General features: G+C 45.6%; 22 protein-coding genes. 10 read left to right on the top strand and 12 right to left on the bottom strand.

The features are described 5' to 3' along the window. Nucleotides 1-6: 6 nt before the first annotated feature. Nucleotides 7-1,029, bottom strand: a complete 1,023-nt coding sequence (locus KUL49_RS07400; protein ID WP_131136897.1) for an ABC transporter substrate-binding protein — start codon at nucleotides 1,027-1,029, stop codon at nucleotides 7-9. A gap of 124 nt (nucleotides 1,030-1,153) precedes the next feature. After that, the gene (locus KUL49_RS07395) at nucleotides 1,154-1,369 is read right to left on the bottom strand and encodes a hypothetical protein (protein ID WP_242633767.1); all 216 of its coding nucleotides are present in this window, start codon (nucleotides 1,367-1,369) and stop codon (nucleotides 1,154-1,156) included. 137 nt (nucleotides 1,370-1,506) lie between these two features. Between KUL49_RS07395 and KUL49_RS20775 the strand changes: the two genes are divergently transcribed. The 8 genes from KUL49_RS20775 (at nucleotide 1,507) to KUL49_RS07360 (ending at nucleotide 9,519) form a co-directional block, all read left to right on the top strand. Beyond that, nucleotides 1,507-1,737 carry a hypothetical protein gene (locus KUL49_RS20775; RefSeq protein WP_165477891.1) on the top strand — a complete coding sequence of 77 codons (231 nt, stop codon included), beginning with the start codon at nucleotides 1,507-1,509 and terminating at the stop codon, nucleotides 1,735-1,737. 1,037 nt (nucleotides 1,738-2,774) lie between these two features. After that, entirely contained in the window at nucleotides 2,775-2,888 is a 114-nt protein-coding gene (locus KUL49_RS21450; RefSeq protein ID WP_308805567.1) for a daptide-type RiPP, read from the top strand. A gap of 237 nt (nucleotides 2,889-3,125) precedes the next feature. Continuing rightward, nucleotides 3,126-4,193 (top strand): hypothetical protein, encoded by a 1,068-nt coding sequence (locus tag KUL49_RS07385; protein WP_131136896.1) that lies wholly within the window; start codon nucleotides 3,126-3,128, stop codon nucleotides 4,191-4,193. Further along, entirely contained in the window at nucleotides 4,190-5,623 is a 1,434-nt protein-coding gene (locus KUL49_RS07380; RefSeq protein ID WP_131136895.1) for a ThiF family adenylyltransferase, read from the top strand. Before KUL49_RS07385 ends, KUL49_RS07380 begins: the two co-directional genes overlap by 4 nt. 62 nt (nucleotides 5,624-5,685) lie before the next feature. Continuing rightward, a complete protein-coding gene (locus tag KUL49_RS07375) occupies nucleotides 5,686-6,369 on the top strand; it encodes a YIP1 family protein (RefSeq protein WP_131136894.1) in 684 nt (227 codons plus the stop codon). A 12-nt stretch (nucleotides 6,370-6,381) separates the two neighbouring features. Next, a complete protein-coding gene (locus KUL49_RS07370) occupies nucleotides 6,382-7,620 on the top strand; it encodes an efflux RND transporter periplasmic adaptor subunit (RefSeq protein WP_131136893.1) in 1,239 nt (412 codons plus the stop codon). Further along, the gene (locus tag KUL49_RS07365) at nucleotides 7,604-8,290 is read left to right on the top strand and encodes an ABC transporter ATP-binding protein (RefSeq protein ID WP_131136892.1); all 687 of its coding nucleotides are present in this window, start codon (nucleotides 7,604-7,606) and stop codon (nucleotides 8,288-8,290) included. Before KUL49_RS07370 ends, KUL49_RS07365 begins: the two co-directional genes overlap by 17 nt. After that, a complete protein-coding gene (locus KUL49_RS07360) occupies nucleotides 8,287-9,519 on the top strand; it encodes an ABC transporter permease (protein ID WP_131136891.1) in 1,233 nt (410 codons plus the stop codon). The genes KUL49_RS07365 and KUL49_RS07360 overlap by 4 nt, the downstream gene beginning before the upstream one ends. A gap of 343 nt (nucleotides 9,520-9,862) precedes the next feature. Here KUL49_RS07360 and glmS read toward each other — a convergent pair whose 3' ends face one another. The 4 genes from glmS to glmU all read right to left on the bottom strand — a co-directional run bounded on the left by glmS (nucleotide 9,863) and on the right by glmU (nucleotide 15,396). Continuing rightward, complete coding sequence (gene glmS, locus KUL49_RS07355; protein ID WP_131136890.1) at nucleotides 9,863-11,695, bottom strand: glutamine--fructose-6-phosphate transaminase (isomerizing); 1,833 nt, start codon at nucleotides 11,693-11,695, stop codon at nucleotides 9,863-9,865. 2 nt (nucleotides 11,696-11,697) lie between these two features. Further along, nucleotides 11,698-12,510 carry a DeoR/GlpR family DNA-binding transcription regulator gene (locus KUL49_RS07350; RefSeq protein ID WP_131136889.1) on the bottom strand — a complete coding sequence of 271 codons (813 nt, stop codon included), beginning with the start codon at nucleotides 12,508-12,510 and terminating at the stop codon, nucleotides 11,698-11,700. A 197-nt stretch (nucleotides 12,511-12,707) separates the two neighbouring features. Next, nucleotides 12,708-13,748, bottom strand: coding sequence for a Gfo/Idh/MocA family oxidoreductase (locus KUL49_RS07345; protein WP_131136888.1), 1,041 nt, complete (start codon nucleotides 13,746-13,748; stop codon nucleotides 12,708-12,710). A gap of 289 nt (nucleotides 13,749-14,037) precedes the next feature. After that, the gene (glmU, locus tag KUL49_RS07340) at nucleotides 14,038-15,396 is read right to left on the bottom strand and encodes a bifunctional UDP-N-acetylglucosamine diphosphorylase/glucosamine-1-phosphate N-acetyltransferase GlmU (RefSeq protein WP_131136887.1); all 1,359 of its coding nucleotides are present in this window, start codon (nucleotides 15,394-15,396) and stop codon (nucleotides 14,038-14,040) included. 237 nt (nucleotides 15,397-15,633) lie between these two features. On the opposite strand from glmU, the gene KUL49_RS07335 reads away from it, so the two are divergent. Beyond that, nucleotides 15,634-17,055 (top strand): diguanylate cyclase domain-containing protein, encoded by a 1,422-nt coding sequence (locus tag KUL49_RS07335; RefSeq protein ID WP_131136886.1) that lies wholly within the window; start codon nucleotides 15,634-15,636, stop codon nucleotides 17,053-17,055. Between the two features lie 17 nt (nucleotides 17,056-17,072). On the opposite strand, the gene KUL49_RS07330 is transcribed toward KUL49_RS07335, so the two are convergent. From KUL49_RS07330 to KUL49_RS07320, 3 genes are read right to left on the bottom strand one after another with little or no spacing between them, the layout of a single operon-like run. After that, entirely contained in the window at nucleotides 17,073-17,957 is an 885-nt protein-coding gene (locus KUL49_RS07330) for a DMT family transporter (RefSeq protein ID WP_131136885.1), read from the bottom strand. A gap of 33 nt (nucleotides 17,958-17,990) precedes the next feature. After that, nucleotides 17,991-18,539 (bottom strand): methylated-DNA--[protein]-cysteine S-methyltransferase, encoded by a 549-nt coding sequence (locus KUL49_RS07325; protein WP_131136884.1) that lies wholly within the window; start codon nucleotides 18,537-18,539, stop codon nucleotides 17,991-17,993. Between the two features lie 14 nt (nucleotides 18,540-18,553). After that, nucleotides 18,554-19,996, bottom strand: coding sequence for a DNA-3-methyladenine glycosylase 2 family protein (locus KUL49_RS07320; RefSeq protein WP_131136883.1), 1,443 nt, complete (start codon nucleotides 19,994-19,996; stop codon nucleotides 18,554-18,556). Nucleotides 19,997-20,295: 299 nt separating this feature from the next. Here KUL49_RS07320 and KUL49_RS07315 point away from each other — a divergent pair, with 299 nt between their 5' ends. Beyond that, a complete protein-coding gene (locus tag KUL49_RS07315; protein ID WP_039229068.1) occupies nucleotides 20,296-21,444 on the top strand; it encodes a serine hydrolase in 1,149 nt (382 codons plus the stop codon). Nucleotides 21,445-21,487: 43 nt separating this feature from the next. On the opposite strand, the gene speA is transcribed toward KUL49_RS07315, so the two are convergent. From speA to KUL49_RS07300, 3 genes are all read right to left on the bottom strand, one after another. Continuing rightward, nucleotides 21,488-23,398 (bottom strand): biosynthetic arginine decarboxylase, encoded by a 1,911-nt coding sequence (gene speA, locus KUL49_RS07310; RefSeq protein ID WP_014951242.1) that lies wholly within the window; start codon nucleotides 23,396-23,398, stop codon nucleotides 21,488-21,490. A 282-nt stretch (nucleotides 23,399-23,680) separates the two neighbouring features. Further along, nucleotides 23,681-23,980: an arginine decarboxylase gene (locus KUL49_RS07305; protein ID WP_242633766.1), complete on the bottom strand. Its 300-nt coding sequence runs from the start codon at nucleotides 23,978-23,980 to the stop codon at nucleotides 23,681-23,683. Nucleotides 23,981-24,165: 185 nt separating this feature from the next. Next, the gene (locus KUL49_RS07300) at nucleotides 24,166-25,554 is read right to left on the bottom strand and encodes an NAD(P)(+) transhydrogenase (Re/Si-specific) subunit beta (RefSeq protein WP_014951244.1); all 1,389 of its coding nucleotides are present in this window, start codon (nucleotides 25,552-25,554) and stop codon (nucleotides 24,166-24,168) included. Nucleotides 25,555-25,559 lie beyond the last annotated feature (5 nt).

The following is a 25,559-nucleotide window of genomic DNA, read 5'->3' as shown; positions in this document are numbered from 1 at the left end:
TAGGCCTTATTGATACACATGTTTTTTTGACAGCTTCAAGTAATTTGAAGGAATGGGCAACTGCAGTTTGATTGCCGTAGACACATTTACCGCTACAGTGTACGTATCCATTTTATCAACGGGAATGTCCCTCGCCGATTTTTTCTCAAGAATTAGCTTGGCTTTTCTTGCAGCTGATTTGCCAATACTCACTGGCTCAGATACTACGCCCAGAAGCGCACCTTCTTTCACAGAGGAAATGCTTTCTGCGAATAAAGGAAGCAGTCCCGTAGCTTCTTTTACCTTTGTTACTAAGCCATTCGATTCAGCGAGCGGCCCAGATGAAAGCCAGTAACCATCCAGCTCGTTTGTTTTTTGCTGCAAGCTGTTGATGATGCTGTCAGTCATTTCAAGCAGTCCATCATCGCCTTCTAAATACGGTGTACTAACAGCAACAAGATTTATGTTCTCGTAGTCATCATTCAGTGCCAGAAGTTGATTAACCAAGTTACTTGACGATGGGTATGTAGAATGGACTAGACCGATGGTAAAAAGCGATGAGGGCTTAGACGCTCTGAGCACGCCCTCTAACATATCTAGCTTTACCTTTGCGTCTAGCACGTGTGACTCGCCCGTCATGTTGCGTTCACTAACCGCACCAATAGCAGAAACTATTCCTTCTTCAACCGGTGCTGAGACCGCCATAAACAGCTTAGGTACATCAACAAAATCTTCAGACGCATTCAGCGCTCTGGTGGCAAGGGTCGCCACCGATACAATAAGGTCAGGCGCTGGGTTTTGTGCAAGCTCGGTAAGTATCTCCTTAGCACGAACTTCAGAGCCTTCGGCGTTATACGATGTTACGTTAATCTCGTGATCGGGCATAATCCGCGCAAGTTCCTTTTCGAACTCGGCCCGCGAATCAGCGACAATTGGAACAGGCAGTGTTTCAAGAACAATTAGGTCCAGGGTTTCTTTCGCAAATGCAGCACTAGCGCCCCACATCAAAGAAGATAAAGCTAAAAGAAGGGAAAACCAGACCTTTGTCATGACTGTGAACCTAACACAACTAACTGAAAATACGCACATATAGACGTATCATAAAGTTATTCGAAGGTCATTCATAGTGGAAGTTATAACCAAATATTCAATACTGGGAATAGCTGTCTAAAAACTAAGATGCGATTTCCGCAAATGCGTTAACGCTAAACAAGCGCGCTTCTATATCGTAAATCGGCATCGACACGATAATTTCATCAACCCCCGTCGCTTCAACAAACTGAGCTAGCTTGTTTTGCACCGTTTCTTTCGACCCTACCAACGCATACCTCAATACATTCGATAACATTGCTTCGTCAGTCGCCGTACAATATTCGTCAAAGTTACGCATAGGCTTAGCAAACGGTTTGGGCGATTGGGAAGCAGATAACGTTATAGGTAAGCGAGGAACAGGCGCGATTGTCAGTACTGTTGAGCGAAAAAGTAGGTTATAGCTGATACGAAAAGTGCCAGCGAAAAGCGCGGCTGATGTCGCAATTGCTATGGTTGGTATGTTGTGGAAATACCGAAGTCACGTTCGCACAATCACAGCGAATAATGGCAGTGAATTATACGACCATTGAAATGGTGGCCGAGAAGTTAAAAGCGAATATTTATTTCGCCCCCCCCCTTATTCATCATGGAAACGAGGATCAAATGAAAACTTCGACGGTTCGCTACGTCAGTACATACGAAAAGGCACCGACTTACGAACAGTAACAGATAAGCAGATTTCTGAAATTGAAAAGGTACTGAATGCAATACCGAGAAAGTGCCTAGACTTTAAGCAGCCCTTGCAGTGTTCAATGAATTACTAAAGGCTGCTTAATTTAGCGAGTGGTGCACTTCAGAGTTGAATTCGAGAGTCCGTAAAAACGAACTTTTCCACCCCGAAAATGACGCAGTAACTGCAATTTCTTTTACTTCTTCAGCTAGCGAAAAAACAAGGTTATCCAATCTTTCGGTATAGTCTTGCTCTCGGTATAGTCTTGGGCTAGTTCTGCATTTTCATTAGGGGCACGACGACCATGACTCACTGATTGATCAAAGAAACTCAAACACGTGGAGGAGATGCTTTAAAAAAAACTGCAGCAAGTATCGCAGCATACATGAGTGACAATGCTGCGAGTGCAGCGCTTGAAGAGGTCCCAAACACGCCTGCCCATCCGTTCAGCACAGGAGGCACCACTTGAATCGCGTACGATGCGCCTACCAACACTAAAGCAACTGCGCGGTTCCTTCTCGGTTGACAGTTTTTCAGTAAATTCATGTTTTTCCCCACTTTAAAAAAACAAAAGGTTAATATTTTTAAAAGGTTAATATTTTTCTTACCTTTGAGAAAATCAAAATAAATATTGAAGTTTTTATAGAGAGGGACCTAACGCTCTCTTCAAAATACCCGTTGCCAGCGAAATGAAAAAAAAAGATTGAAGCTTACACAAAAACAATTAAATAAGTGAATACAATAAGTTAAAACTTAGCAAAGTCTGTACAGTCACACTATTTACCACACTATCTACAGCCAGGCGGATCCACGTGAAAGAGTAAAAATCACACTAAAAACGCTCATTTAATAATCTAACGATACGCTCAAATAATTATAAATCAACCCCAAAAACGTAATAATTTCATTTTAAAAAAATATTAAAACCACACTATTGACATGGTGATTATTTAGGCTTTAGTCTAAATCAGATGTTCGTTTTTTGAGCGTCAACAATAACGAAATATTGATAAGGAAAGACTAAGGAAAGACTATGACATTTGAAGAAATTGAAATCGTAGATGCACCCACTGACGCGGAATTTTGGGGTGGTGTTGCAGGTGGAGTTCTGATTGGCGTAGCTGTTGGCTTGCTGATCGTTTCATAAGCGAATTTTTAACACATTACTTAATGGAAAAAACTATGACTATTCAAGAGATAGATATCATTGACGCACCTGTTTCCGATACCTCAGCGGGCATTGCCACTGGCATCGGTATTGGTCTGGCGATTGTTGGTCTGATGTTCATCAGCTAACTGTCCTGGATCAGAAGGAGCCTTTGCCAATTTTCGGCTTAGGCTCCCCATTTCCTTGAATAACAAGACTATCAAATGAGGAAATACGGTGAACCTTAAAGTCAAGGACACAATCCATTTCTACCCAATAGACGAGCACATGTACCATGTCTATGACGCTTCTACATCCCGACACTTCAAGTTGGGTGCCCAAGAAGTGAACTGGCTAAAATTATTGGATGGCAAAACACCATTGGAGGCACTCCAAGGCCGTATACCACTGGAATATTTTGAGCGCTTTATCGGCCATGTAAAACGCCTCGATTTGCTCGAAGGCAGTACACAGAAAGAGTCGTTTTCACCGACCAAAATTAAACTATTTCGTATCGACCCCACTGCCCTGCTTGAGAAAACCGGAAGGTTTCCCGAGTACTATCGCCTGTTCCTAGATTGGGCCAGTTTTCCTATTTTTATACTTAACATCCTAGCAATTACATTACTTGTTCCGCAGGTTCAAAACATTCGCGAAAACCTTGAATTTAGCTGGTTGTTAGTCGCATTTTACTTTGTTGCCATTCTTATTGTAGGTATAGTTCACGAGGGCTCTCATGCGCTGGTGGCAAGATCTTACAATGTGAAAGTTCCCAGAGTTGGGATGATGTTGTTCTTCCTACATCCCTCTTTTTATGCCGATGTCAGTGGTATTAATCTGCTCACTGAACGCCCCAAGCGCGTCAGAGTCTTACTTGCCGGCGTACAAGGCAACAACATTATGGTGTTGCTCGGCTTACTGATGACATTCCTTCCGCTTAGCGAGCTTGCGCTTCAGTTTGTATTGCTGTTCGTCGCCCTGAATTTCGTACTAATGTTCCTCAACCTTGTGCCCTTCGTAGAGTATGACGGTTACTATATTTTTCAGGAACTGCTTGGCGAGCCACGCTTTTCACGTAATTCCTTAGTAAGTCATCTTACACCAAATGCCAAGCGTTTGGAGTATTCGTTCTTTTTCCATTTTAGTCACTTGTTTCAGTTTGTTCTCATCACATCAATGCTGATTTTAATACATCAGGGAATATTGATGTTATGGGATTCAATCTGGATCGATGGTATTTTTCTGGCCCTGATCATCGGCTCGTATCCCGCGTTAATGGCACATAGGATAAGGAGCGCACGATGAACAGTTCCCATGTATTCCACTTCAACCCATTCTCACTCGTAACACGGGTCAATGACGAAATACTGATCAACACATTTCCATCGAATCAAGTGAGGTTTAGCTCTGACAGTCAGCCCATCGTTGACTTTTTCCTTGGCAAAGATGCGTTGCAAGCAGATGAAGTGCTAAAGCTCATCGCTCCCACTCGCCTTGATGAACTGCTCGAGAAGAAAGTCTTAATTCCGGGTACGGCGAGGAAGATGGAGGGGCGCTATTCTCGTCAACTGGGATATTTGACGATGATCTCTGATGCGCCCGACGCATTGCACCAAAAGCTTCAAAACTCACATGCACTTATCCTTGGTGCAGGTGCGATCGGAAGCCACACCTGTTGGAACCTAGCAGCTATTGGTGTGGGCAAAATCACACTAGTTGACTTTGACCACGTAGAAGAGAGCAATTTTAACCGTCAGCTGATGTACACGCCCGATGATCTCGGCAAACTCAAAGTAGATGTACTAGGTGACCGAATTCGGGCTTTCAACCCCGAGATTGAAGTGATTAGTGTAAACAAAAAAATTACCAGTGAAGCCGATATTGTGGAACTTGTAAGCGACGTAGATGTGGCAGTCAAAGCTATTGATACGCCTGATGAGTCCATGGATTGGGTAAACAACGTATGCGTTCGCCACGCCATTCCTTATGTCACTGGGGGATTTCTGGATACCACTGCTGTCGTCGGACCGAATTATCTGCCGGGGAAATCCACGTGTTTTGCATGTCAGGGCAATGCCGGAAATGTCAGAAGGCTACACGGCACAGGCCCCACATTTGGCCCACTCACCACGTTGGTCACGTCCATGTTGTCCATGATTGCGTTCAAGATGCTGATTGGTAAAGCAGATGGCTTCGCCAACCGGCTGTATATTTATAACGCTGACAACGGTACCTGGGACAGCGAGATGGTTGAGCCCGCTGAAGAGTGCAAAGTCTGTGGCGCAAAACCTAAGAGAGCAACATCTGAAAATGGTGAGCAAAGAACAAACGTCCTGACGTTTCGCACCATTTTTGTCGCTATGTTGACCCTCACTGTGATTCTGGGCCAAGTTTTTGAGCAACCTCTTGTGGGCGTTTTGGCGCTGTTCGGCGTGTTCGCCAGTATCCCTATTGTCAAAAAAATCTATCACGATAATCCGCTCCAAACCCGACGTGAATTTTTTGTTATGACCTGTATTTATATGTGCTTCAGTCTAGCGGGCCTAGCGATAGACGCGTTATATCGTGAGGACGTGGTATTCCCTGACTCTTTGCGGGCAAGTTTTGACGCACTGCAAATAGTCAGTGCCACCTTCATACAAGCCACATTGAGCATTGCCATGATGTTCCTGATGCTCTGCGCGGTGATGGAATTTGTGCCGAAGCTCATCAAGTTTCTCAATGAGGATTTGTGACTGCGTCAATGGCAAATCCGATTTTTTGACACTTTATTAACGATTATAAAAATAGGTAAAACATGGACATTCTCAGAATATATACCTCCCTGTTGTACGCACCCGACAGAGCGTATGCAAAAGCACTCAACAAAAAAGTGTGGACGCTGTTCTTTCCACTACTCGCGGCCATTGGCATAACAGCTGCGTTGAATGTTTTCTACTACAACACGATTGACATGGGTTGGTTGCTAAAACAAATGGTGGCTAACGTGCCAGAAGACCAACAGCAAACAGTACGAGAGTCACTTACAAAGACCCGCTTGGTCAGTATCAGTCTGGTCGGCGTGTTCTTCATGACGCTCTCCGTTAATCTTTTCCGCGCATTTGTCTATTGGTTTGTGCTCAAGATTCGCGGCAATAGCGAGAAGTTCACGCGTTTGTTTGCCATCGTTATGTGGTCAACAGCACCCCTGCTGCTTATTTTGCCCGCAGGCGCGACCAACATATATATCAACGCTGATTTAGGCATGTTGCCGAATGATGTAAATCCCGTGTCGTTAAATCGCCTTTACTTCCAGTTTCCTGGTGACTCTGCTTGGGGGCAAATGTTGTCTACTTTCAGCTTGATCAACGTATGGGAAGTGTTTTTGGTAATGGTCGGGCTGAGGGTCGCGACGGCGCTGAATACTCGTCAAGCGGCAATCATAGCAATCTTGCCCGAAGTCATTGTTTACGCCATTTGGTCAACGCTCTTAGTATTGTAATTCGAGGCAGGCATGTATAAACAAGTTGGCTGGGGACTGGGTATCATATTTATTCTGTCCTCTCCCTTTACCCTCAAATGGTTTAGCGCTCCTCCCAGTATAGAGGTGACTGTTGAGCCGGTGGTATCCCGAGTGATACGCGACTCCGTGCTGTCATCGGGCAACTTAATCTACAAAGACGAAGCTCAGTTATCCCCTGAGATAATTGCCCGAGTAAAACACATACCGGTTGCAGAGGGCGATCGGGTAGAGGAAGGTCAAGTACTGTTGTTCCTCGATGATCAGGACATACGCGAAACGATCACGCTGCAGCGCGCGCAAGTTGAGATTGATACCGCCAATGTGGAACGCCAGAACATCAATGTGAATAATGCCCAGGTGCTCTTTGATAGGGTCGACAAACTTATCAGCGAGGGGTTGGTCACCCAGGCAAACTTTGACGACGCCTACTATGAGTTGAAAGCCGCACAATCTGACTTGCTCACAAGCCAACTCAACCTTAAACGCTCGCAAGCAGCGCTTCATCAGGCAGAAAAACGTCTGCGGCAAACGATTATCAAGGCTCCCATGTCAGGCACTGTTGTCGCTGTTTCGATTAAACCCGGGGAAACCGCGGTGCCAAGTGCAACAGGCATTCCAGGTTCGAGCTTGATGACGGTAGCTAAGGAAGAGTCCATTGTAGTCGACTTGAATGTCGATGAGAATGACATTTCTAGCCTCTCTGTTCACGGCGAAGCTTATGTCAATTGCCCAACATTGCCGTATGAAGGGCTTAAAGGTGCCATTACAGATATCGCTATCAGTCCGCGAAATGCTTCGGGCAACTTTGCAGCTAACGATACGACTGGTCGCTCTTACTCGGTCAAAGTAAAAATCAATGACAGTGATGGGTTCGCTTTGCGCTCTGGCATGTCATGCCGCGCCAAAATATATACGACAGACCCAGCTCCCTCACTCAGTGTCCCGGTGCAGGCCGTCTTGAGCGATGATGTTACCGATGACGATGGAGTAAGCCTGACACAACAAGCCAGTCAGGCTGAACGTTACGTCTTCGTGGCAAGCGAAGGTAAAGCCGAAAAGCGCGTTGTGGTTACCGGCGTTGCCGATGACCAATATCTTGAAATAAAGAGGGGTCTGAAAGAAAACGAACGGGTTATCATTGGCCCATCCAGAGCGCTGAATTCTATCCGCAATAAGGTGCCGATAGAGGAGAAGGAATCGCTTGAAGAATACTATGCCTCCACTCATTGAACTGTCTAACATCACCAAACGATATGAAATTGGCGAACAAGAAATTTTTGCGCTTCATGATGTCGCACTGTCTATTGCAGATAACGAGTTTGTGGCCATCCTCGGCTCTTCCGGCTCTGGAAAATCCACTATGATGAATATTCTCGGCTGTCTGGACCGTCCAACATCAGGAGACTATCACCTTGGAGGGCGCCGCATTTCTGAAATGTCTGAGAGCAGTTTGTCAAATATTCGCAATCAGCAAATTGGTTTCGTTTTTCAGAACTTTAATTTAATTCCAAATCTTAGCGCACTTAAAAATGTCATGCATCCGTTGGTTTATCGGCGCATTCCGCAGAAGCAAAAAGTTGCGATGGCGCGTGCACAACTGGCAAAAGTGGGGTTGGCCAATCGCGAAGCACACTTGCCCAGTGAACTCTCTGGCGGTCAACGGCAACGCGTAGCTATTGCCAGAGCCTTAATTACTCAACCGTCGCTCATTCTTGCTGATGAGCCTACCGGTAACCTCGACAGCACAACAACTGAAGATATTATGACACTGTTTAGAGATCTTCATGATGATGGCCAAACCGTGGTGCTGGTGACCCATGACGATAATATCGCCCAACAGTGTCATCGAAGAGTCACTCTGGTGGACGGCAAAGTAGCGAAGGACTGTATTACGGTATGATCCATGTCATTTATCAATGCTTTTTGCAGGCGGTGAATAGCATCAATACGCGGGCTTCAAGAAGTTTGATTACGGCTCTGGGGATTGTCGTCAGCGTAGCGTCTATCATCACCGTGGTCTCGATTATTCAAGGTATGTCCTACTCCATCATGCGCAATTTTGAGGGTCTTGGGGCAAATGTCCTTACCGTGCAGTCTGATACCCCATTTGAGCAGCGGTTACTGGGAGAGTTGAACCGTCTTACTATGGAAGACTACCTCAGTATCAAACGCAACTTTGGATTCTCTGGCCAGATAATTCCATCATTTTCACCGTTTGGACAATTTGGTGCCATGATTTCAAGTGGTGGACAGGAAAGCCAAACCCGTGTGATTGCCGTCACCTCGTCATACAAAGATGCCATAGAAGTCTACCCTGACAAGGGCAGGTTTATTACCAATAGCGACAACGCTTCCGCGCGAAAAGTAGCTATCATCGGTGAGCGAGTGCGTAAAAATCTCAAGTTGCCCGCCAATCCGATTGGCGAATTCATTGACGTCGGTGGTACCACGCTCAAAGTAGTTGGAGTGATGGAAGAACGGGGGGACATTCTTGGACTGAGTCAGGACGATTACATTGTCGTGCCTTTTACCATCGGTCAAAGAATGTTGGCAGACGAGGGCCTGCAAGACATCACTGTCCTGATAAATCTGGAGAACATCGCCAATACACGCAGTGTGCAATTGGGCATTGAGGAGTTACTGCGTGAATCCCGTGGGTTGCGAGAAGATGAAGACGATGATTTCATGGTACAAACGGCGCAACAACTCACACGCTCCATTTCCAGTGTCACCGACACCATCACCGTCGTGCTTGGTGGTATTGTCGGTATTTCATTGATTGTCAGCGGCATTGGCATCATGAATACAATGCTGATGTCTGTAACTGAGCGCACACGTGAGATTGGCATCTGCAAAGCACTGGGATTTCAGCGTCACGTTATTCTGCTGCAGTTCCTGATAGAGGCCGTCATCGTATCGTTTCTGGGCGGCTTAATTGGACTGTTTGTCGGATGGTTATTGGGATATCTCGCCGTACTATTTATTCCTGGACTTCCTGCCCCCATCATTCCGAACTGGGCGGTGGCTCTTGCCTTGTTTTTCTCCAGTTTTATTGGCTTATTGTTTGGGGTGGTGCCTGCCGCCAAAGCATCCGACCTGGATCCAATCACGGCATTGCGTTACGAGTAGCCGAGAGTTAACAACGGCACACATGACAAAGGTCGATTGCCATGTGCGCACGCGCCTTTTAAGACCACACCATTTTGTCTTGGTAGTCATCGCCAATTGTCAATTCGTAGCGCTCTTCGAGCACGTGTCGCTTAATCTCTTCTTTTGTCAGCCATTCAAGCTTTTTCATTGTTTATGCTCACCAATTTCTTACTTGATGAGCATAAACCAAGATTTTTTATAAACCAAACTTACGTCGATTTATTTTAATCAAACCAAATATAATATCACTTGAACCAAATATAATAATGCTCAAACCAATTTTAATAGGCTCTGACAGTAGGGTTTATCGATGAAGTGAGGCTTATTCCACCGTAACCGACTTCGCCAAGTTACGCGGCTGGTCAACATCGGTGCCCTTAATTAGCGCTACGTAGTAGCTCAATAGCTGTAGTGGCAAGGTATAAATGATAGGTGCGATTGGTTCGTCGCAGTGCGGTACGTCGATAACGCGCATGGTTTCATCACCTTCAAACGCCGCATCTTTATCGGCAAACACATACATGATGCCGCCACGGGCACGTACTTCTTCAACGTTCGACTTTAGCTTCTCGAGGAGTTCATTGTTCGGTGCAACCACAATAACGGGCATTTCGTCATCAATAAGCGCAAGTGGGCCGTGTTTCAATTCACCAGACGCATACGCTTCCGCATGAATATAAGAAATCTCTTTAAGCTTAAGCGCTCCTTCCATGGCAATAGGGTATTGATCGCCACGACCTAGGAACAAACTGTGGTTCTTATCTGCAAATTCTTCAGCTAAATCTTCAATACCACCAGTTATCGCTAAGGTTTCTTCAAGCTTTGCAGGTAGACTATGAAGCGCAGAGACAATAGCTTTGCTGTCAGCGTCTGTCATGCCGTTTTCTTTGCCCAGTGCTAGGGTAAGCATTAAGAACGCAGTGAGCTGAGTAGTGAAAGCTTTGGTAGACGCAACGCCAATTTCCGCGCCAGCGCAGGTCATAAATGCAAGGTCTGACTCGCGTACTAATGACGAACCCTGAACGTTACAGATTGTCAAACTAGACATATAGCCCAGCTCTTTTGCTAAGCGAAGGGCAGCTAACGTATCGGCTGTCTCACCTGATTGAGAGATAGTAATAAGCAGGCTGTTCGGGTGCACTACTGACTTGCGGTAACGGAATTCTGATGCAATTTCTACGTTGCACGACACATTTGCATATTGTTCCAGCCAGTAGCGCGCCGTCATACCCGCATGGTAGCTGGTACCACAGGCAATAATTTGTACATGCTGTACTTTTTTGAATATCTCGTCAGCACCTTTACCAAATATGTCAGCAGTAAGTCCGTTTTCGTCAATACGATCTTTAAGCGCATTACGCACAACGGTTGGCTGCTCGTGAATTTCCTTAAGCATGTAGTGGCGGTAACCCGCTTTGTCACCCGCGTCGTGCTCGATATTCGACTCAATCACTTCGCGTTCAACGGCATTGCCGTCTTTATCGAAGATTTTAACGTCGCGACGAGTAATCTCTGCCACATCGCCTTCTTCTAAGAAGATAAAGCGGCGTGTCACTGGCAATAATGCCATTTGATCTGACGCAATGAAGTTTTCGCCAAGCCCCAAACCAATTACAAGCGGGCTGCCCGAACGTGCAACCACTACGCGACTAGGATCTTCTTTATCCATGATGACGGTGCCATACGCACCGTGGAAGGTTTTAACGGCACTTTGCACAGCGTCTAGTAAAGTCTTACCTGACTTAAGCTCTTCGTGTACGGTGTGAGCAATAGTTTCTGTGTCGGTGTCGCTGGTAAAGGTATAGCCCTGCTCTTTTAACTGTGCTTTTAAGTTAACGTAGTTTTCAATAATACCGTTGTGAACAACAGCTACACGTTCAGTTGAAAAGTGTGGGTGCGCATTCGCTTCAGTCACACCACCGTGCGTTGCCCAGCGGGTATGAGCAATTCCAGTTGTACCCAAAGCTTCACCTTCTGCCACTGCATCAGCAAGCTCTTGTACTTTGCCTGTACGGCGAATACGCGTAAGCGTGCCGTCGCCTTGCAATAGCGCCACTCCAGCTGAATCATAGCCGCGATACTCCAGTCTTTTTAAACCTTCTAATAGGATTTCAACCACGTTACGCTCAGCTACAGCGCCAACTATTCCACACATAATTATTCTCCACTCGGCGCTGCAATAAGTACTGTCACGCCCTGATTTTCAATATTAAGTTTGTCTTGTTCACTAATGCCTTCATCAGTGATCAAAACAGAAATGTTTTTCCAGCTTAGCTCTAGGTTAGGCATTTTATGCGTTAATTTCTTTGAGCTGGCTACTATCACTACCTTACTGGCCGCCACAGCCATGGCGCGGGTTACACCAATAAGCTCGTTAAAAGTGGTGGTGCCTCTATTCACATCAATGCCCGCGGCACCTATAAACGCAATGTCAAAACTATAGGCACTAACCAATTGTTCAGCCATAGCGCCTTGAAACGACTGAGATTGGGCATCCCATGTGCCCCCTACCATTAACACCGTCGGCTCTTTTTCACTTTGGGTAAGGTAATTGGCGGTTGATAATGTGTTGGTCATTACCACTAAATCATCGGCATGTGATAAATGGGGTAAGATGGATGCGGTGGTAGACCCGCAGTCTATAACGAGCTTATTGCCCGGTTTGACCAAGCTCGCTGCAAGTTGGCCTATAGCGTTAATTGCTGGGCTAGTAGTTGAATTCGCGAAAGGGTCACTGGTCATAAACTGAGATGGCCCAGCATTTGAATTGGTAGATGATGGTACAGGCACTGCGCCACCAAACTGTCGAATCAGCAAACCTTGCTGCGAGAGGGCTGCGAGATCTTTTCTAATGGTGACTTCAGACGTAGCAAAACGCACGGCCAAATCTTCAACTTGTGATTGACCATGCTCTTTCACCCACGCCACTATCTGCTGGCGGCGCTGTTCAACTGATTTACTACTTTTCAATATAATCTCATGCTCTTGCCGCCTTCTCGCTAAACCTTCCTGTACGCGTTGTTCCAATTGAGAACAAGCCATGAAAAGTCTGCAAAACAGTCCGCAAACACACCTTCAACATTCAATCATAACTTTCAAAACGAAAGTTATTAGTTTTAAAGTGAAAGCATCGTAAGTTAAATTGAAACGACGATCAAGATAATTGTTTAATTAAACGCCAGCGATTTCTTTTGAGCACTCGCTTCTATGGCTAGCTCAATGACTTTGATAACAGGTACGACCGTACTCGCGTCAGCAGGCGAGAATTTACCGTCTTCAATAGCGTGAGCAAGCCGATTGAAAAACGTGAGATATTCACCCTTCAATGTTGTCACCGTCTCTTCAACTAGCTGGCCGCTTTCATTGACCACAGCTAGCACGCCATGCTCGTTGTCTTTTGTAATCGCCCAGTGTTCATCATCAAAGGATAGCTCTGCACGCAATTGATCTTCCTGCGGATCTAAATAGAACTTTCGAAAGCTGCCTTTTGTGCCTTGCAAGTCGTAGCGCAATGTTGCTCCTGCCTGAAAAGCTGAACTACCTAGCTTTACAACTTTATCAACATAGTGAAGTGTTACATCGAACGTGTCATCTGACTGCCCATTTTCACGCAAGGCCTGTATGCTTGCCGACACTTCTTCCGGCTCGCCGAAAAGCTGTAGCGCTTGGTCGATTAAGTGGGGACCCAAATCCCAGAAGATACCGCTTCCAGGCCCTGCATTTTCACGCCATCTGTCTCGTGGTACCGGGCGAAATCGGTCGAAGCGGCTTTCCAAACGTTTAATGTCGCCAAATTTTCCATCGTTAATTAGCTGCTTAATCGTAAGAAAATCGCCATCAAAACGTCTGTTGTGATAAACACAAAGCTGTTTATTTTGACAATGTGCAAGCTCTACTAAAGCTTCTGCTTCTTCACTATCTAATGTAAATGGCTTTTCTACCAATACGTGACAGCTGTGCTCTAATGCCAGTTTCGCCTGTGGCCCATGAAGGTGATTTGGGGTTGTAATAACCACCAAGTCTACATCATGAATTTTAAGCGCTTCTTCCAACGAGCCATACACTTCAGCATGGGGTAAAACTGCGTTAACCACATCAGGTTTTGAAGAGATAACCACATCGACAGAGAACTGCGGTAGATAATTTAGAAATGGCAAATGAAAGGTTGTGGCGGAAAATCCAAAGCCAACCAGAAGTGTAGATATCATCGCATATCCTTGTGTAACGAGAATTAAGAGGTAAGTAAACACACACTATCAGTAATGATAGATAGGGGAAACCTTAGATAGTTCATTATTTAGAAGACAGATAGCTGAATGAGTTGCGTTTACAGCGACACAGTAGACGTTAATTTAAGCCCTCTGATTTTGTCATCTTTCTGACTGGGCGATAGTTTGATGGGACTGAAGAAGAAACTGGGCTAGCTAATCACTATTTGTGTTTGCCAGCCCTATCTCACCATGTAACCCGTTAGCGAACTTTAATAAGGATACGTCTTTATTTTTTTGTCGGGCGCGGCCAATTTGGAATATTGCGCTGCTTACCGCGGGCAACGGCTAGCGCGTCTTCGTCTACGGTTGACGTGATCACGGAACCAGCACCTACAGTAGCCCCTTTGCCAATGTTTACAGGCGCGACAAGCGACGAGTTTGAGCCGATAAAGGCGTTTTCGCCGATGACGGTTTTGGACTTGTTCACACCGTCGTAGTTACAGGTAATTGTGCCTGCGCCAATGTTCGCTTTGGCACCCACTTCTGCATCGCCTAGGTAGGTTAAGTGATTCGCTTTGGCGCCCTCGCCTAAAATAGCCTTCTTCATTTCCACGAAGTTACCCACTTTGGCATTTTTCTGCATTACTGCACCAGGGCGTAGTCGAGCGAAAGGCCCGACCGTGCAGGCTTCACCTACACTGGCTTCTTCAACAATAGAATTAGCTTCAATTACAGCGTTATCGGCAATAGCACAGTTGCGCAGAATACAGTTTGCACCAATGTTGACGTTGCTACCAAGTGTCACCTTACCTTCAACAATAACGTTAACGTCGATAATTACGTCGTTACCGGTTTCAAGCTGGCCGCGTAAGTCAAAACGAGCAGGATCCAGCAAGGTCACGCCATTGGTCATTAGCTCCTCGGCTTGGCGACGCTGAAGCGCGCGCTCCAGGTTAGCTAACTGCAAACGATTATTAACGCCTTCCACTTCTACCGCAGACTGTGGCTGTGCTGACTGAATTCGTTTGCCTTCGGCCGCTGCCATGGCAATAACGTCGGTAAGGTAATACTCACCTTGCGCGTTATCATTGCTCAACTCGCCCAACCAGCGCTTAAGATCAACGCCAGACATCATCATCATACCGGTGTTAATTTCTTTAATTTCACGCTGGGCATCAGTGGCGTCTTTGTGCTCGACTATCGCGGTAATGTTGTCATTCTCACGAATAATACGGCCCATACCTGTGGGGTCGTCTAGATTTACAGTGAGCAGTGCTAAATCACAGCTTTCCTTTGCGGCTTTTAACGCACTTAGTGTTTCTTCGCGAATAAGTGGCGCGTCGCCAACCAGAACAAGCACGTCTTCATTGTCTTTAATATGGGGTGCCGCTTGCTGAACAGCGTGGCCTGTACCTAACTGTTCGGCCTGTAAGCACCAGTTTAGATTGTCTTCAACAACCGTTGCCTTAAGCTGGTCGCCGCCATGACCGTAGACTAAATGAATATTGTCAGCACCCAGTGATTTTACTGTGTTGATAATTCGCTGCACCATAGGCACACCACCTACTTTGTGTAACACCTTGGGCAACGACGATTTCATACGAGTACCTTTACCCGCCGCTAAAACAACCACTGAGAAAGCCATATAATTCCTTTATTTCGCAAAGAGAATGAAAATCGGAGCATAGTGTAACCAAGGGAATAGCGTATGTCAGCGGTTCATTCGTGATAAAAAGCGATTTGCAGAGTGCGAAAACTAGGTGTTTTCCTTCATTGTTATTTAGTCTAAAGTTAATGATAGTCACCTAGTAGTTCAATATTGCAACAGGTATACTTACCATTATAGGTAAAGTTCAGTCAGGCAAGGGAGCATGCGCAGTCTGTGAACACATTTAGAACACTGCATAGAAGCATTTTAGTGTTATTCGCGGTAGTGGTTATCGCTATCGTTACACTGGTACATTTTAGTATTTCCAAGATTGTTGCCGAGCAGAGTCGCGCGCAACAACAGTCACTTTCGCCCGCAATCTCACTTATTGTGGAGCAACTTTTAAAACCACTCCATATTTCAGAAGCTTTGGGGCATTCCACCGAGTTAGTAGACTTGATGGATGGAGAAACGATCGACCAAGAGGCTGTTTTCAAAACATTGGATCGTCTTGAAAACGAGTTTGGGTTGTCTTTCTTTATTGCCAGCGAGGCAGACAGAAAACAATATAATTCTGATGGCAGCATAATTAACCTGATTGAAGGGGAAGTAAGCTGGTACTTCAAGTACAAGGACTACCCTACCGATGCCGTGGCAGATATCGGTAAATGGGAAGACACCCATTTCTATATTGATATAAAGATCCACGATGAAAATGGCCGCTTCTTGGGCTTCTTTGGTGTTGGAAAGAGTCTGCGCAGTTTTATCGAGGTCTTCGATACCTATAAGCAAGAGTACGGCTACGACTTTTTGTTTGTAGATGGTGAGGGTGACATTATGCTGTCTTCTGATCCTAATCTTATTGCGTCTTACTCTGATTTTACCAATTTGTCAGAATTGCCTTGGTATGCCAGCCTTCCCCTTACTATCCAGAACGAGCAGGCACTCAACAATAAATTAGTGACTATCGACCAGAATGATTACCTTATTGCCGAAGTAAAACTTAATCAATTTGGTTGGACGGTGTTTTTACTCAGTCCACTTGAAGAACGCCAGGCTGAAATTTCACAAGCATTTGTATTCAGCGTTGTAACACTACTGGTTGTTGTATTCTCGCTGTTTTTACTTATCTACAATCTGTTGTATTACTTCAGAAAAGACATGCAGCCAGATCTGGTTGTTCGCCATACTAACCGTCTTCCAGAAAAAGAGAATTTACAGCTTATCTACAAAACGCTACTGGCTGAACATAAGTCACTAAGCGTAATGCTGATTAGCATTGATGAGTTTTCTGACATTGTCGACGCTCACGGCAGAAACGCAGGCGACGACTTATTAGATAAAGTTGTGGCCTACTTGGCTGAGCACCTGCGCGAGCAGGATGTATTGGGACGCTGGAGCAGTGCAGAATTCATTATTCTATTGCCACATACCGGCCCGCATGTGGCTTTTGATATGGCACAAAATCTTCGTCACGGCATCGCTACCTTGCCGCCGCTACAAGAGTTACCAGAACTGCTTATTACAGCGTCTATTGGTATATCTTACACCGCGTCACCGCGCGCTATGCACGAAGTAACCGCGCACGCGGAAGACGCGCTTTATCAAGCCAAGCGCGACGGCAGCAATTTAGTAAGAATGCAGCTGATAGACTAGCCCAAGTTTGATTCAATTTAAGCAGGTTTAACCTTAAGGCGTTTTCTTTTGAGAACGCCTGTGGTTAACGCCACACCGAACAAAATCATTAAACCACCCACAATGGTTTGAATTGATAAGTGCTCTTGCAAGAACAGTACACCCCAAATAATGCCAAATAGTGGTACTAGATAAGCTACAGTAATGGCTTTGGCTGGGCCGATGTCAGCTATGAGTTTGAAATACAAGATATACGCTATGCCCGTGCCACCGACAGCCAGCGCTACCGCATTTACCCATGCATTAACGCTTGGCATTGTTTCTGGCAAGGTCGCAAGCGCGAATGGTGCTAGCATCACGCTGGCCATAGCCTGACTACCTGTAGCGACAACCAGAGGTTTAACCCCCTGCAACCATTTCTTCATCATACACGCCGCTATGCCGTAGCCAGTGGTGGCCAATAATGCAGTCAAAATAGGAAGAAAACTAATATCGCCCTCGCCGAGCTTTTGCTGACTAATAACGGTTACGCCTACAAAGCCTACAAAAAGCCCCGCTACTGCTGACTTTGTTAGTTTGTCACCTAACCACAGCCAAGCGACAATGGCGCCAAACATGGGAGCCGAGGCATTTAAAATGGCATTCACCCCTGCCTCTAAATGCAGGCTGCTGTAATTAAACAGGACGAAAGGAACCGCCGTGTTAGCCATGCCCACCAGCGCAATGGCCAACCAGTGGCGCTTTATGTCTTTTAGCGACCCTCGTATTAACAGCAATGGTAGCAATACCGCTGTAGCAAGCACGGTACGAATGGCTACTAATACATAAATGCCAAATTCTGGTGCGGCAACACGCATGAAAATAAATGAACCGCCCCAGATACCGGCTAACACCAGCAGCGAGATAATGTCTCTTATTGCCATTCTTTTATCACCATTTTCTTATCACCCATTCTTTTATAGCCCCAGCACCCCTTGGGCTCCTTCTAAATTAAGTAAATACTGCTTACGCGGTAAACCACCTGCATAGCCCGTTAGGGTTTTATTACTTCCGATTATACGATGGCAAGGCACAACAATAGCAATAGGGTTACGACCATTTGCCATACCCACGGCGCGGACAGCTTTTGGGTTGCCAATGGCTTTTGCGATGTCTAAATAGCTAGCGGTTTCGCCGTATTTAACTTGCTGCAAGGCATCCCACACCTGATTCTGAAACGCCGTACCTTTAGGGCAAAGCGGTAGGTCAAACTCGCGTAACGTACCGTCAAAGTATGCCTGTAATTGACTGCACGCTGCCTCGGTGATGGCGTTTTTTTGCGAATGAAAGCCGTTGCTTAGCATGCTTTCTTGCGCTGCAGTTTCTCTGCCTATAACCCCCTGCTTCGCGTTGGCCGTATTATCTGATTCAGCGGCACTCACGAACTCGATAGCCGTTATGCCTTTATCAGTGGCTTCAACTTTAACGAGCCCCTGTATGCTGTTCACGAAATCTGTATATTTCATACTAACGACTCTCTTTACTGATTGCTTAACTGCCACAATTGAAGGGTTAAATAACTGCGCCAAGGTGCCGCTTTTTCAGGCGCTATGGGGTACTGCTGCGCCATTTTACGAACGATTAAATCACCGCCAAGGTAAATATCAGGGTTTCTCTCCCCCCGCATTTTTAGATAGTCGAGCGTCCACGGGCCCACGCCTTTAATGGCGAGTATGTCTTCATGGCTTGGCATGTTACCGTTTATGAATAAACGAGCAAAATGACGCACGGCTTCCTTCCTCGCCTGTGGCATACGTAAGAATTCAAGACTGTTTTCGGCCACACTTTCAGGCGAGGGAAAGCTGTAGCGTTCACTCGTTGTAGATTCAAGACCGTTTGACGGGAGTGCATCAGAGACCGTTTCGCCCAGCTGATGTACCAGTAAAGTCACCTGGCCAATAGCCGCTTTTACACTAACTTGCTGGCCTACAATAGCCCGACAACCACTTTCAAATACGCTCCATGCACTGGGAAGGCGTAGCCCATACGTTAACTTGCTCGGCGGTAACCCAGACTGCAATAGGCTTTGTTCAATTAAAAGCGGGTCAGCGTGAAGATCTAGTACCTGCTTTATGTTTTCAATTATCGTATGAAGACGACCTAAATCAGGCATGTCGATGAGAAGTTTGAATCCGTGGCGCGCCTCGTCGTGAATAGCTTTAAAAAAGCCTACACTTTCATTGCATGAAAAGTATCGTTCATAGCTCTCGTTCGTTACTCGTTCCATGCCCTCAATAGCACGGGTTGCCAAGAAATCTCGTACATAGGGCCAATTGTACGGCGGCCGATAAGAAAGAAATAAAGAGATAGCCTTTTGTTGAACCGGCTCTTTTTTTCTAAGCTGGGTAGGAGACGTAGCGCAATATTGCTCGATAGCCCGCTGCAGTTGCCTCAGTGATTGATAGCCTGCCGTAATTGCGATATCTGTCATAGATAAATGAGTTTGTTGAATAAGCTGCTTTGCAAACAAAGTGCGCTGCATATTTTGAAACTGCTTAGGCGGTATGCCCACAGCATTGACGACCAATTTATTTAGATAACGCTCACTAATACCCAACCGCATAGCAATATCCGCAACCCGCTCAATGGGAATAACAGATAGCAGCGACAACGCTCGGTTAATCGTTGCGCCCACGCCTTTCCACGCCGCTGAACGAGGTGCACTGTCTGGTCTGCAGCGAAAACATGGACGATAACCATGTGCCATTGCCTGTGTGGCGTGTTGAAAGTAAGTCACATTCTCTTCTTTAGGAAGTCGCGCTGGACAGATTGGCCTACAGAAAATACCGGTTGTTTTTACCGCCACAAAAAATCGTCCGTCAAAGCGCGGATCTCTGCTAAGTCTTGCTTTTGAAAGCACTGACTCAGCAGTTGTCGAGTTTTCTGAAACCCTCATGTCTGAGACAAAAAGACTGTCTGGCATTAGAATGCACTTCCCACCTGTCGTTTATCACCTTTATCTAGTGTATCGTGCATTTGCCCTGTTGGTGCGACAAAATCAGAACTCAATAATTACTAACCTTGCTAGTCGAACTTTTCTTCCTTTCTTGCATATTCTTACAACGGTTCGCTTACCGCTAGAATAAATCAAATCATTGAAGAGATAGTGAGCATAATTAGCGATATTTGATCATTGGAGCAGCTAAACGCATAATAATGCGATAATAATAATGAGCGCCTGATGGATGTATCAGAAAACCACAGGCTTAACGAGCTGACTGTATGCTGAACTCTTTGCGCACCTTCAAGCTGCGCCTGTCTAAAATTTGGCTGATAGCGATGCTAATGGTCATTACACAAAGCGCTTTTGCGGATTGGCTTGATGACTATGCTAGTTACGTTCAAAAGGAAGCCTCAAAATACAACGTGCCTGGTTATGCGTTTGTGTTTTATGAACAGGGCAAAGCGCCAAGGGTTTACGTATATGGAAGTACCCGCAAACGCGGCGGAGAGAAAGTTACAGAGAACACAGTATTCAGGCTAGCTTCTGTTTCAAAAACCTTTACTGCGTTGTTGTCAGCTAAACTTGTAGAAAAAAACCAGCTTAGCTGGGAAACGCCGATAACCACCTTATTACCCGACATTCCTTTTAAAGGCAAAGGAATGAATGCGCTGCAACTGCAACATATCGTTGGCCAATCTAGTGGCTTTATGCCCAACGCTTACGACAACCTTATTGAAGCTGACTACTCGCTGGAGCGCGTGCTTAAATCCCTGGGCGAGCTTGAACCACTGTGTGCGCCGGGTGAATGCTATACCTATCAAAATGCACTCTTTGGTGCGCTGGAATACTACTTCAGCAACAATAATACCTCTTACTCACGACAGCTTCAGGCCAATCTGTTTGCACCACTAGGCATGAAAACAGCCAGTGTTGGAAAAGGCGGATTGCTTGCATCAGAATCATGGGCTCAACCTCATATTGCTATCGCCAGAAATAAATGGCGCGAAGGAAAGGTAGAAAGCAACTACTACCGGTTCTCTCCAGCTGCTGGCGTTAACGCTAGCATTTCAGATATGACGATTTATCTGCAAGCGCTGCTAGGCGAGTTCCCCACGGTCATATCCGATGAAATGGTGGACTATGTCACTACAGAGCGCGTGAAAACGAAGCGTGAAACCTACCGCAGAGGTTGGCGCGGCATGATTGACGATGCTCACTATGGTTTGGGTTGGCGTATTTACGACTTAAATGGATTACAGCTTAACTATCATGGGGGTTGGGTAAAAGGCTATCGCGCTGACGTGGCGTTTTTGCCTGAGCACAAAGTTGGCTATGTGATGCTGATGAATGCAGAGTCGAATATGATTAATTCAACAACAGCCGAGTTTTGGAAGCGTTACTTGAAAAAAGCCGACGCAGATAAGTAATATCGGCATCGGCTTTTCGGTACTTTCATTCAGATATTAAACGCTACTGTTTTAAATAGGTATAACCTGCCAAACAGTTTTCGTAAAAATCAGTCCAGCGAACCCCTTCACGAGGGTTCAATTTTCCGTCCCACACTTGCTTGTCTATCATGCGTTTTACGTCTGATGCCATTGCGCGCGGGTTATACTGCATAACGTTAAGTACATCTTCTACCGATGACCCCTTCACCACTTCTTCAATGTAAAAGTCTTCAGGATCGTCGTCATAGCTGTAAATATGCACTTCATTTAAGCGACCAAACAAGTTGTGCATGTCGCCCATAACGTCTTGATAAGCGCCCGTTAAGAACAAACCAATGTAGTACGGCTCATCTTTCTTAAGCGGGTGCATTGGCAGTACGTCAGTAATTTCACGGCCAATAGTGAACTGATCAATTTTACCGTCGCTATCACAGGTAATATCCACTAGCGAGCAATTAACCGTTGGCTCTTCATTCATACGAATAAGAGGTACTACCGGCAGCAGCTGGTCGATGGCCCATGTATCAGCAGCCGACTGGAATACAGAGAAATTACAAAGGTACTGAGACGACAAACTGTAATCTAGCTCTTGAAGCTCTTCTGGAACATATTCTTCGTTGCGATACCACTGCTGTAAGCGACCCATAATTTGCCAGTACAGCGTTTCGATTTTGCCCAGCTCTTCAAGTGACAACACGCGTAGTTTGAACGCATCTAGTGCCTGCTCTTTATACTGAGACGCGTCGTTGTAAATTTCATGCATGTTCGTTTGTTCATCAAACGTGTCTGCAAGTTCGCGCATATTCTTAAGGAAGAAGTGTTCACCCGCTTTTGCTGATGTATCCATTTGCGACGCATTCGACTTAATTTCGCCCACAATTTCCGTGATAACACAGCTGTGATGCGCAGTGATTGCACGTCCACTTTCACTAACCAGATGCGGATGCGGTACGCCTTCAAGGTCGCACATTTCCTTCATGCCATAGACAACGTCAGCAACATACTCTTGCATGCTGTAGTTACGCGACGATTCATTAGTTGAATTACTGCCGTCGTAATCGATACCAAGGCCACCACCTACATCAACATAATCTAGCTCGAAGCCCATTTTATGAAGGTCTGCGTAAATACGCGCGCCTTCGGTTACCGCTTCTTTAACCGCACGAATGTCTGTTAATTGGCTACCAATATGGAAATGCAGCAGCTTTAAGCAGTGCGCCATGCCTTGCTCTTCAAGGTAGCGGGCTGCGTTAATGATCTCAGTAATGGTTAAACCGAATTTCGCACGTTCACCACCAGAGCTTTCCCACTTACCACGACCTTTCACCGTCATTTTTGAGCGCACACCAATGATAGGATCGATATCCAGCTCTTTGGCTATTTTTACCAGAAGAAGAAGCTCGGTGTATTTTTCAACAACTACCACAACGCGGCGACCCAGCTTTCTTCCTAACAGCGCAAGACGCATAACTTCGTCGTCTTTATAACCATTTAGGATAGTCAGAGACTCTTCGTTGGTATTCATGGCAAGCACAGTCAGAAGCTCGGCTTTTGACCCCGCTTCTAAGCCATAGTTAAATGGCTTGCCCGCATCGACAATTTCCTCAACGACTTCGCGCATTTGGTTTACTTTTACCGGATACACACCTTGGTACTGGCCTTGGTATTCGGCTTCTTCGATGGAGCTTCTAAATGCTTTGTTCAAGCCTGCAACTTGCGAGCGCAGAATATCGTGGAAGCGTACAACAACAGGAAACTGTACGCCTTCTTTGCGGATATCTTCAATTACCGAATTAAAGTCGATTCGAATGCTAGGATCTTCAGGAACAGGGGTAATATGGACGTTGCCGTTTTCACCAATTTGAAAATAGCCGCCACCCCATTGAGACACGCCATAGACGCGCTCCGCTTCTTCGATGCTCCAATCTGACAATTTATTCACCTATTTGTAAGTGGGCTAGGCCAATACCTAGCATAGAAAGTGCGAAAATAAGCAGCGTATTATAGTCAACGTAAGACTGAACGCGATAGTTGTTGCGATATAAAATATCTATTGTCGCGACGAATTTTGTTTATCGAACGCGGGCTTTTTTAGCCTATCCAAGTTCGAACATAATCTATAACAACGTTATCTGCTTTTTCTTCACAAAGGGTTATAAACTCTGAGATGCTTTGAGTACGTTCAAGTTCAAATCCCAGTTTAATTGATGGCGCGCTAAAAAAACTTCTCTGCAATGTGATCAGCATCTGTTGCTTCATCTTCTAGCCATGTCTCGCTGAGCTGACTTCGCCTATCTAACTTAATGGGCGCTTTTATTTGATTGAAGGTATCAGAATTGGGGATTTGCCAACTACGCATGTCTACAAATAAGTGAAAGGGTCTGCCCTTACGGGTTTTCAAGCAATCAGAAAGCTTAGCAAGGTACTGAATGTTCGTGGACATATCCCACTTACCGCGAAGCGTGACCAAAATACAATTTCTAAACGGCTCAATATGAAAAGGGGTCGTAGGCATTTACTCGTACATCTCTATGCGACTATATGAATAGCTAACTCAACATCTATAGCATTCACATACTAGAGCTGATAAGCATCAACTACAACTATAGTTGAGTACTTTGTAATTAAGTTTAATACCCAATAAAAAGGCCTGTGTTTAAACAGGCCTTTATAGAAGATGTATCAAAGAGATACGCTGTATTAGTCGTCTCCGAACTCGCGAATAATGCTGTTAATTGTGTCTTTAGCGTCACCCAGAACCATGCGCGTGTTGTCTTTGAAAAACAGCGGGTTGTCTACACCGGCAAAACCGGCATTTGCAGAACGCTTAAGTACAAAGACCGTTTTCGCACGATGTGCTTCGATAACTGGCATTCCGTAAATAGGGCTGCCTTTCATCTCTTTGGCTGCTGGGTTAACTACATCGTTTGCACCGATAACAATAACCACGTCATAGTTTTCCATACGAGGGTTAACGTCATCCATCTCGTATAGTTGGTCATAAGGCACGTCAGCTTCTGCCAATAACACGTTCATGTGGCCCGGCATACGCCCCGCTACAGCGTGAATGGCGTAATCAACCGTACAGCCATTTTCCTCTAGCAACGACTGAAGTTCACGTACTGCATGCTGCGCTTGCGCAACCGCCATACCATAACCAGGCACCACCAGTACTGCTTGCGCTGCTTCTAATACATAAAATGCATCTTGCGCCGACAGTACTTTAATCTCGCCTTCTATTTTTTCGCCGGCCTCGACTGGCTTGGCAAAGCCAGACAACAACACATTCATCAATGAACGGTTCATGGCCTTACACATAATATTGGTAAGAATTAAGCCTGACGCGCCTACTAGTAAACCGGTAACAATCAATATTGTGTTACCTGTAGCAAGACCTGCCGCCGACGCTGCTACACCTGAGTAGCTATTTAAAAGCGCAATAACCACCGGCATATCTGCACCACCAATTGAAATGGTAGCCCACAAGCCGAAGCTTAGTGACAACGCAATAGCACAATATATCCAAAGTGGGTTGCTTGGGTCGGTAGTAAAGAAATAACCAATCACCACCATGCCAATTAGATGCAAGATGCTTAGCTCGCGAAGCCCTGTGAAAATAACGGCTTTAGAGCTCATTTTTCCTGACAACTTACCCCAAGCTACCACCGAGCCAGAGAACGTAATGCCCCCAACTAAAATTGTGAAAAACAGGGTAATAAAAGTAAACGCACTTTCAGTTTTAAGAGTAATTAGGCTCATTCCGGCTAATGTTGCCCAACCCAGAAGCAATGACGCTGCGCCACCAAAGCCATTAAATAACGACACCATTTCTGGCATTGCCGTCATTTCAACAGTCTTGGCTTTCCACGCACCAAAGGCGCCACCAATAACAAAACCTAGCAGGATGTAATGATAGCTAATGATCTGCTGGTCAAGCAGGGTGACGACGACAGCAACCAGCATACCAATGGCAGAAATAAAGTTACCTTTTTTCGCGGTATCTGGATGGCTAAGTAACTTAAGTCCTAGTATAAATAGTGCCGCAGCTACTACGTACGCAAGGTTTATTACGGTTACGATATCACTCACTTGCG

This window comes from Alteromonas sp. KUL17 (assembly GCF_006538305.1).
GTDB classification, from domain to species: Bacteria; Pseudomonadota; Gammaproteobacteria; order Enterobacterales; family Alteromonadaceae; genus Alteromonas; species Alteromonas macleodii.
Note: the sequence above shows the minus strand (reverse complement) of the source record. Positions and strands in the feature narration are given on the sequence as shown.

Bases quoted from the DNA above. Each gene is read 5' to 3' on its own strand.
- KUL49_RS07400 (WP_131136897.1), bottom strand. From the start codon at position 1,029: ATGACAAAGGTCTGGTTTTCCCTTCTTTTAGCTTTATCTTCTTTGATG.
- KUL49_RS07395 (WP_242633767.1), bottom strand. From the start codon at position 1,369: ATGCGTAACTTTGACGAATATTGTACGGCGACTGACGAAGCAATGTTA.
- KUL49_RS20775 (WP_165477891.1), top strand. From the start codon at position 1,507: ATGTCGCAATTGCTATGGTTGGTATGTTGTGGAAATACCGAAGTCACG.
- KUL49_RS21450 (WP_308805567.1), top strand. From the start codon at position 2,775: ATGACATTTGAAGAAATTGAAATCGTAGATGCACCCACTGACGCGGAA.
- KUL49_RS07380 (WP_131136895.1), top strand. From the start codon at position 4,190: ATGAACAGTTCCCATGTATTCCACTTCAACCCATTCTCACTCGTAACA.
- KUL49_RS07375 (WP_131136894.1), top strand. From the start codon at position 5,686: ATGGACATTCTCAGAATATATACCTCCCTGTTGTACGCACCCGACAGA.
- KUL49_RS07370 (WP_131136893.1), top strand. From the start codon at position 6,382: ATGTATAAACAAGTTGGCTGGGGACTGGGTATCATATTTATTCTGTCC.
- KUL49_RS07365 (WP_131136892.1), top strand. From the start codon at position 7,604: ATGCCTCCACTCATTGAACTGTCTAACATCACCAAACGATATGAAATT.
- KUL49_RS07360 (WP_131136891.1), top strand. From the start codon at position 8,287: ATGATCCATGTCATTTATCAATGCTTTTTGCAGGCGGTGAATAGCATC.
- glmS (WP_131136890.1), bottom strand. From the start codon at position 11,695: ATGTGTGGAATAGTTGGCGCTGTAGCTGAGCGTAACGTGGTTGAAATC.
- KUL49_RS07345 (WP_131136888.1), bottom strand. From the start codon at position 13,748: ATGATATCTACACTTCTGGTTGGCTTTGGATTTTCCGCCACAACCTTT.
- glmU (WP_131136887.1), bottom strand. From the start codon at position 15,396: ATGGCTTTCTCAGTGGTTGTTTTAGCGGCGGGTAAAGGTACTCGTATG.
- KUL49_RS07330 (WP_131136885.1), bottom strand. From the start codon at position 17,957: ATGGCAATAAGAGACATTATCTCGCTGCTGGTGTTAGCCGGTATCTGG.
- KUL49_RS07325 (WP_131136884.1), bottom strand. From the start codon at position 18,539: ATGAAATATACAGATTTCGTGAACAGCATACAGGGGCTCGTTAAAGTT.
- KUL49_RS07320 (WP_131136883.1), bottom strand. From the start codon at position 19,996: ATGCCAGACAGTCTTTTTGTCTCAGACATGAGGGTTTCAGAAAACTCG.
- KUL49_RS07315 (WP_039229068.1), top strand. From the start codon at position 20,296: ATGCTGAACTCTTTGCGCACCTTCAAGCTGCGCCTGTCTAAAATTTGG.
- KUL49_RS07305 (WP_242633766.1), bottom strand. From the start codon at position 23,980: ATGCCTACGACCCCTTTTCATATTGAGCCGTTTAGAAATTGTATTTTG.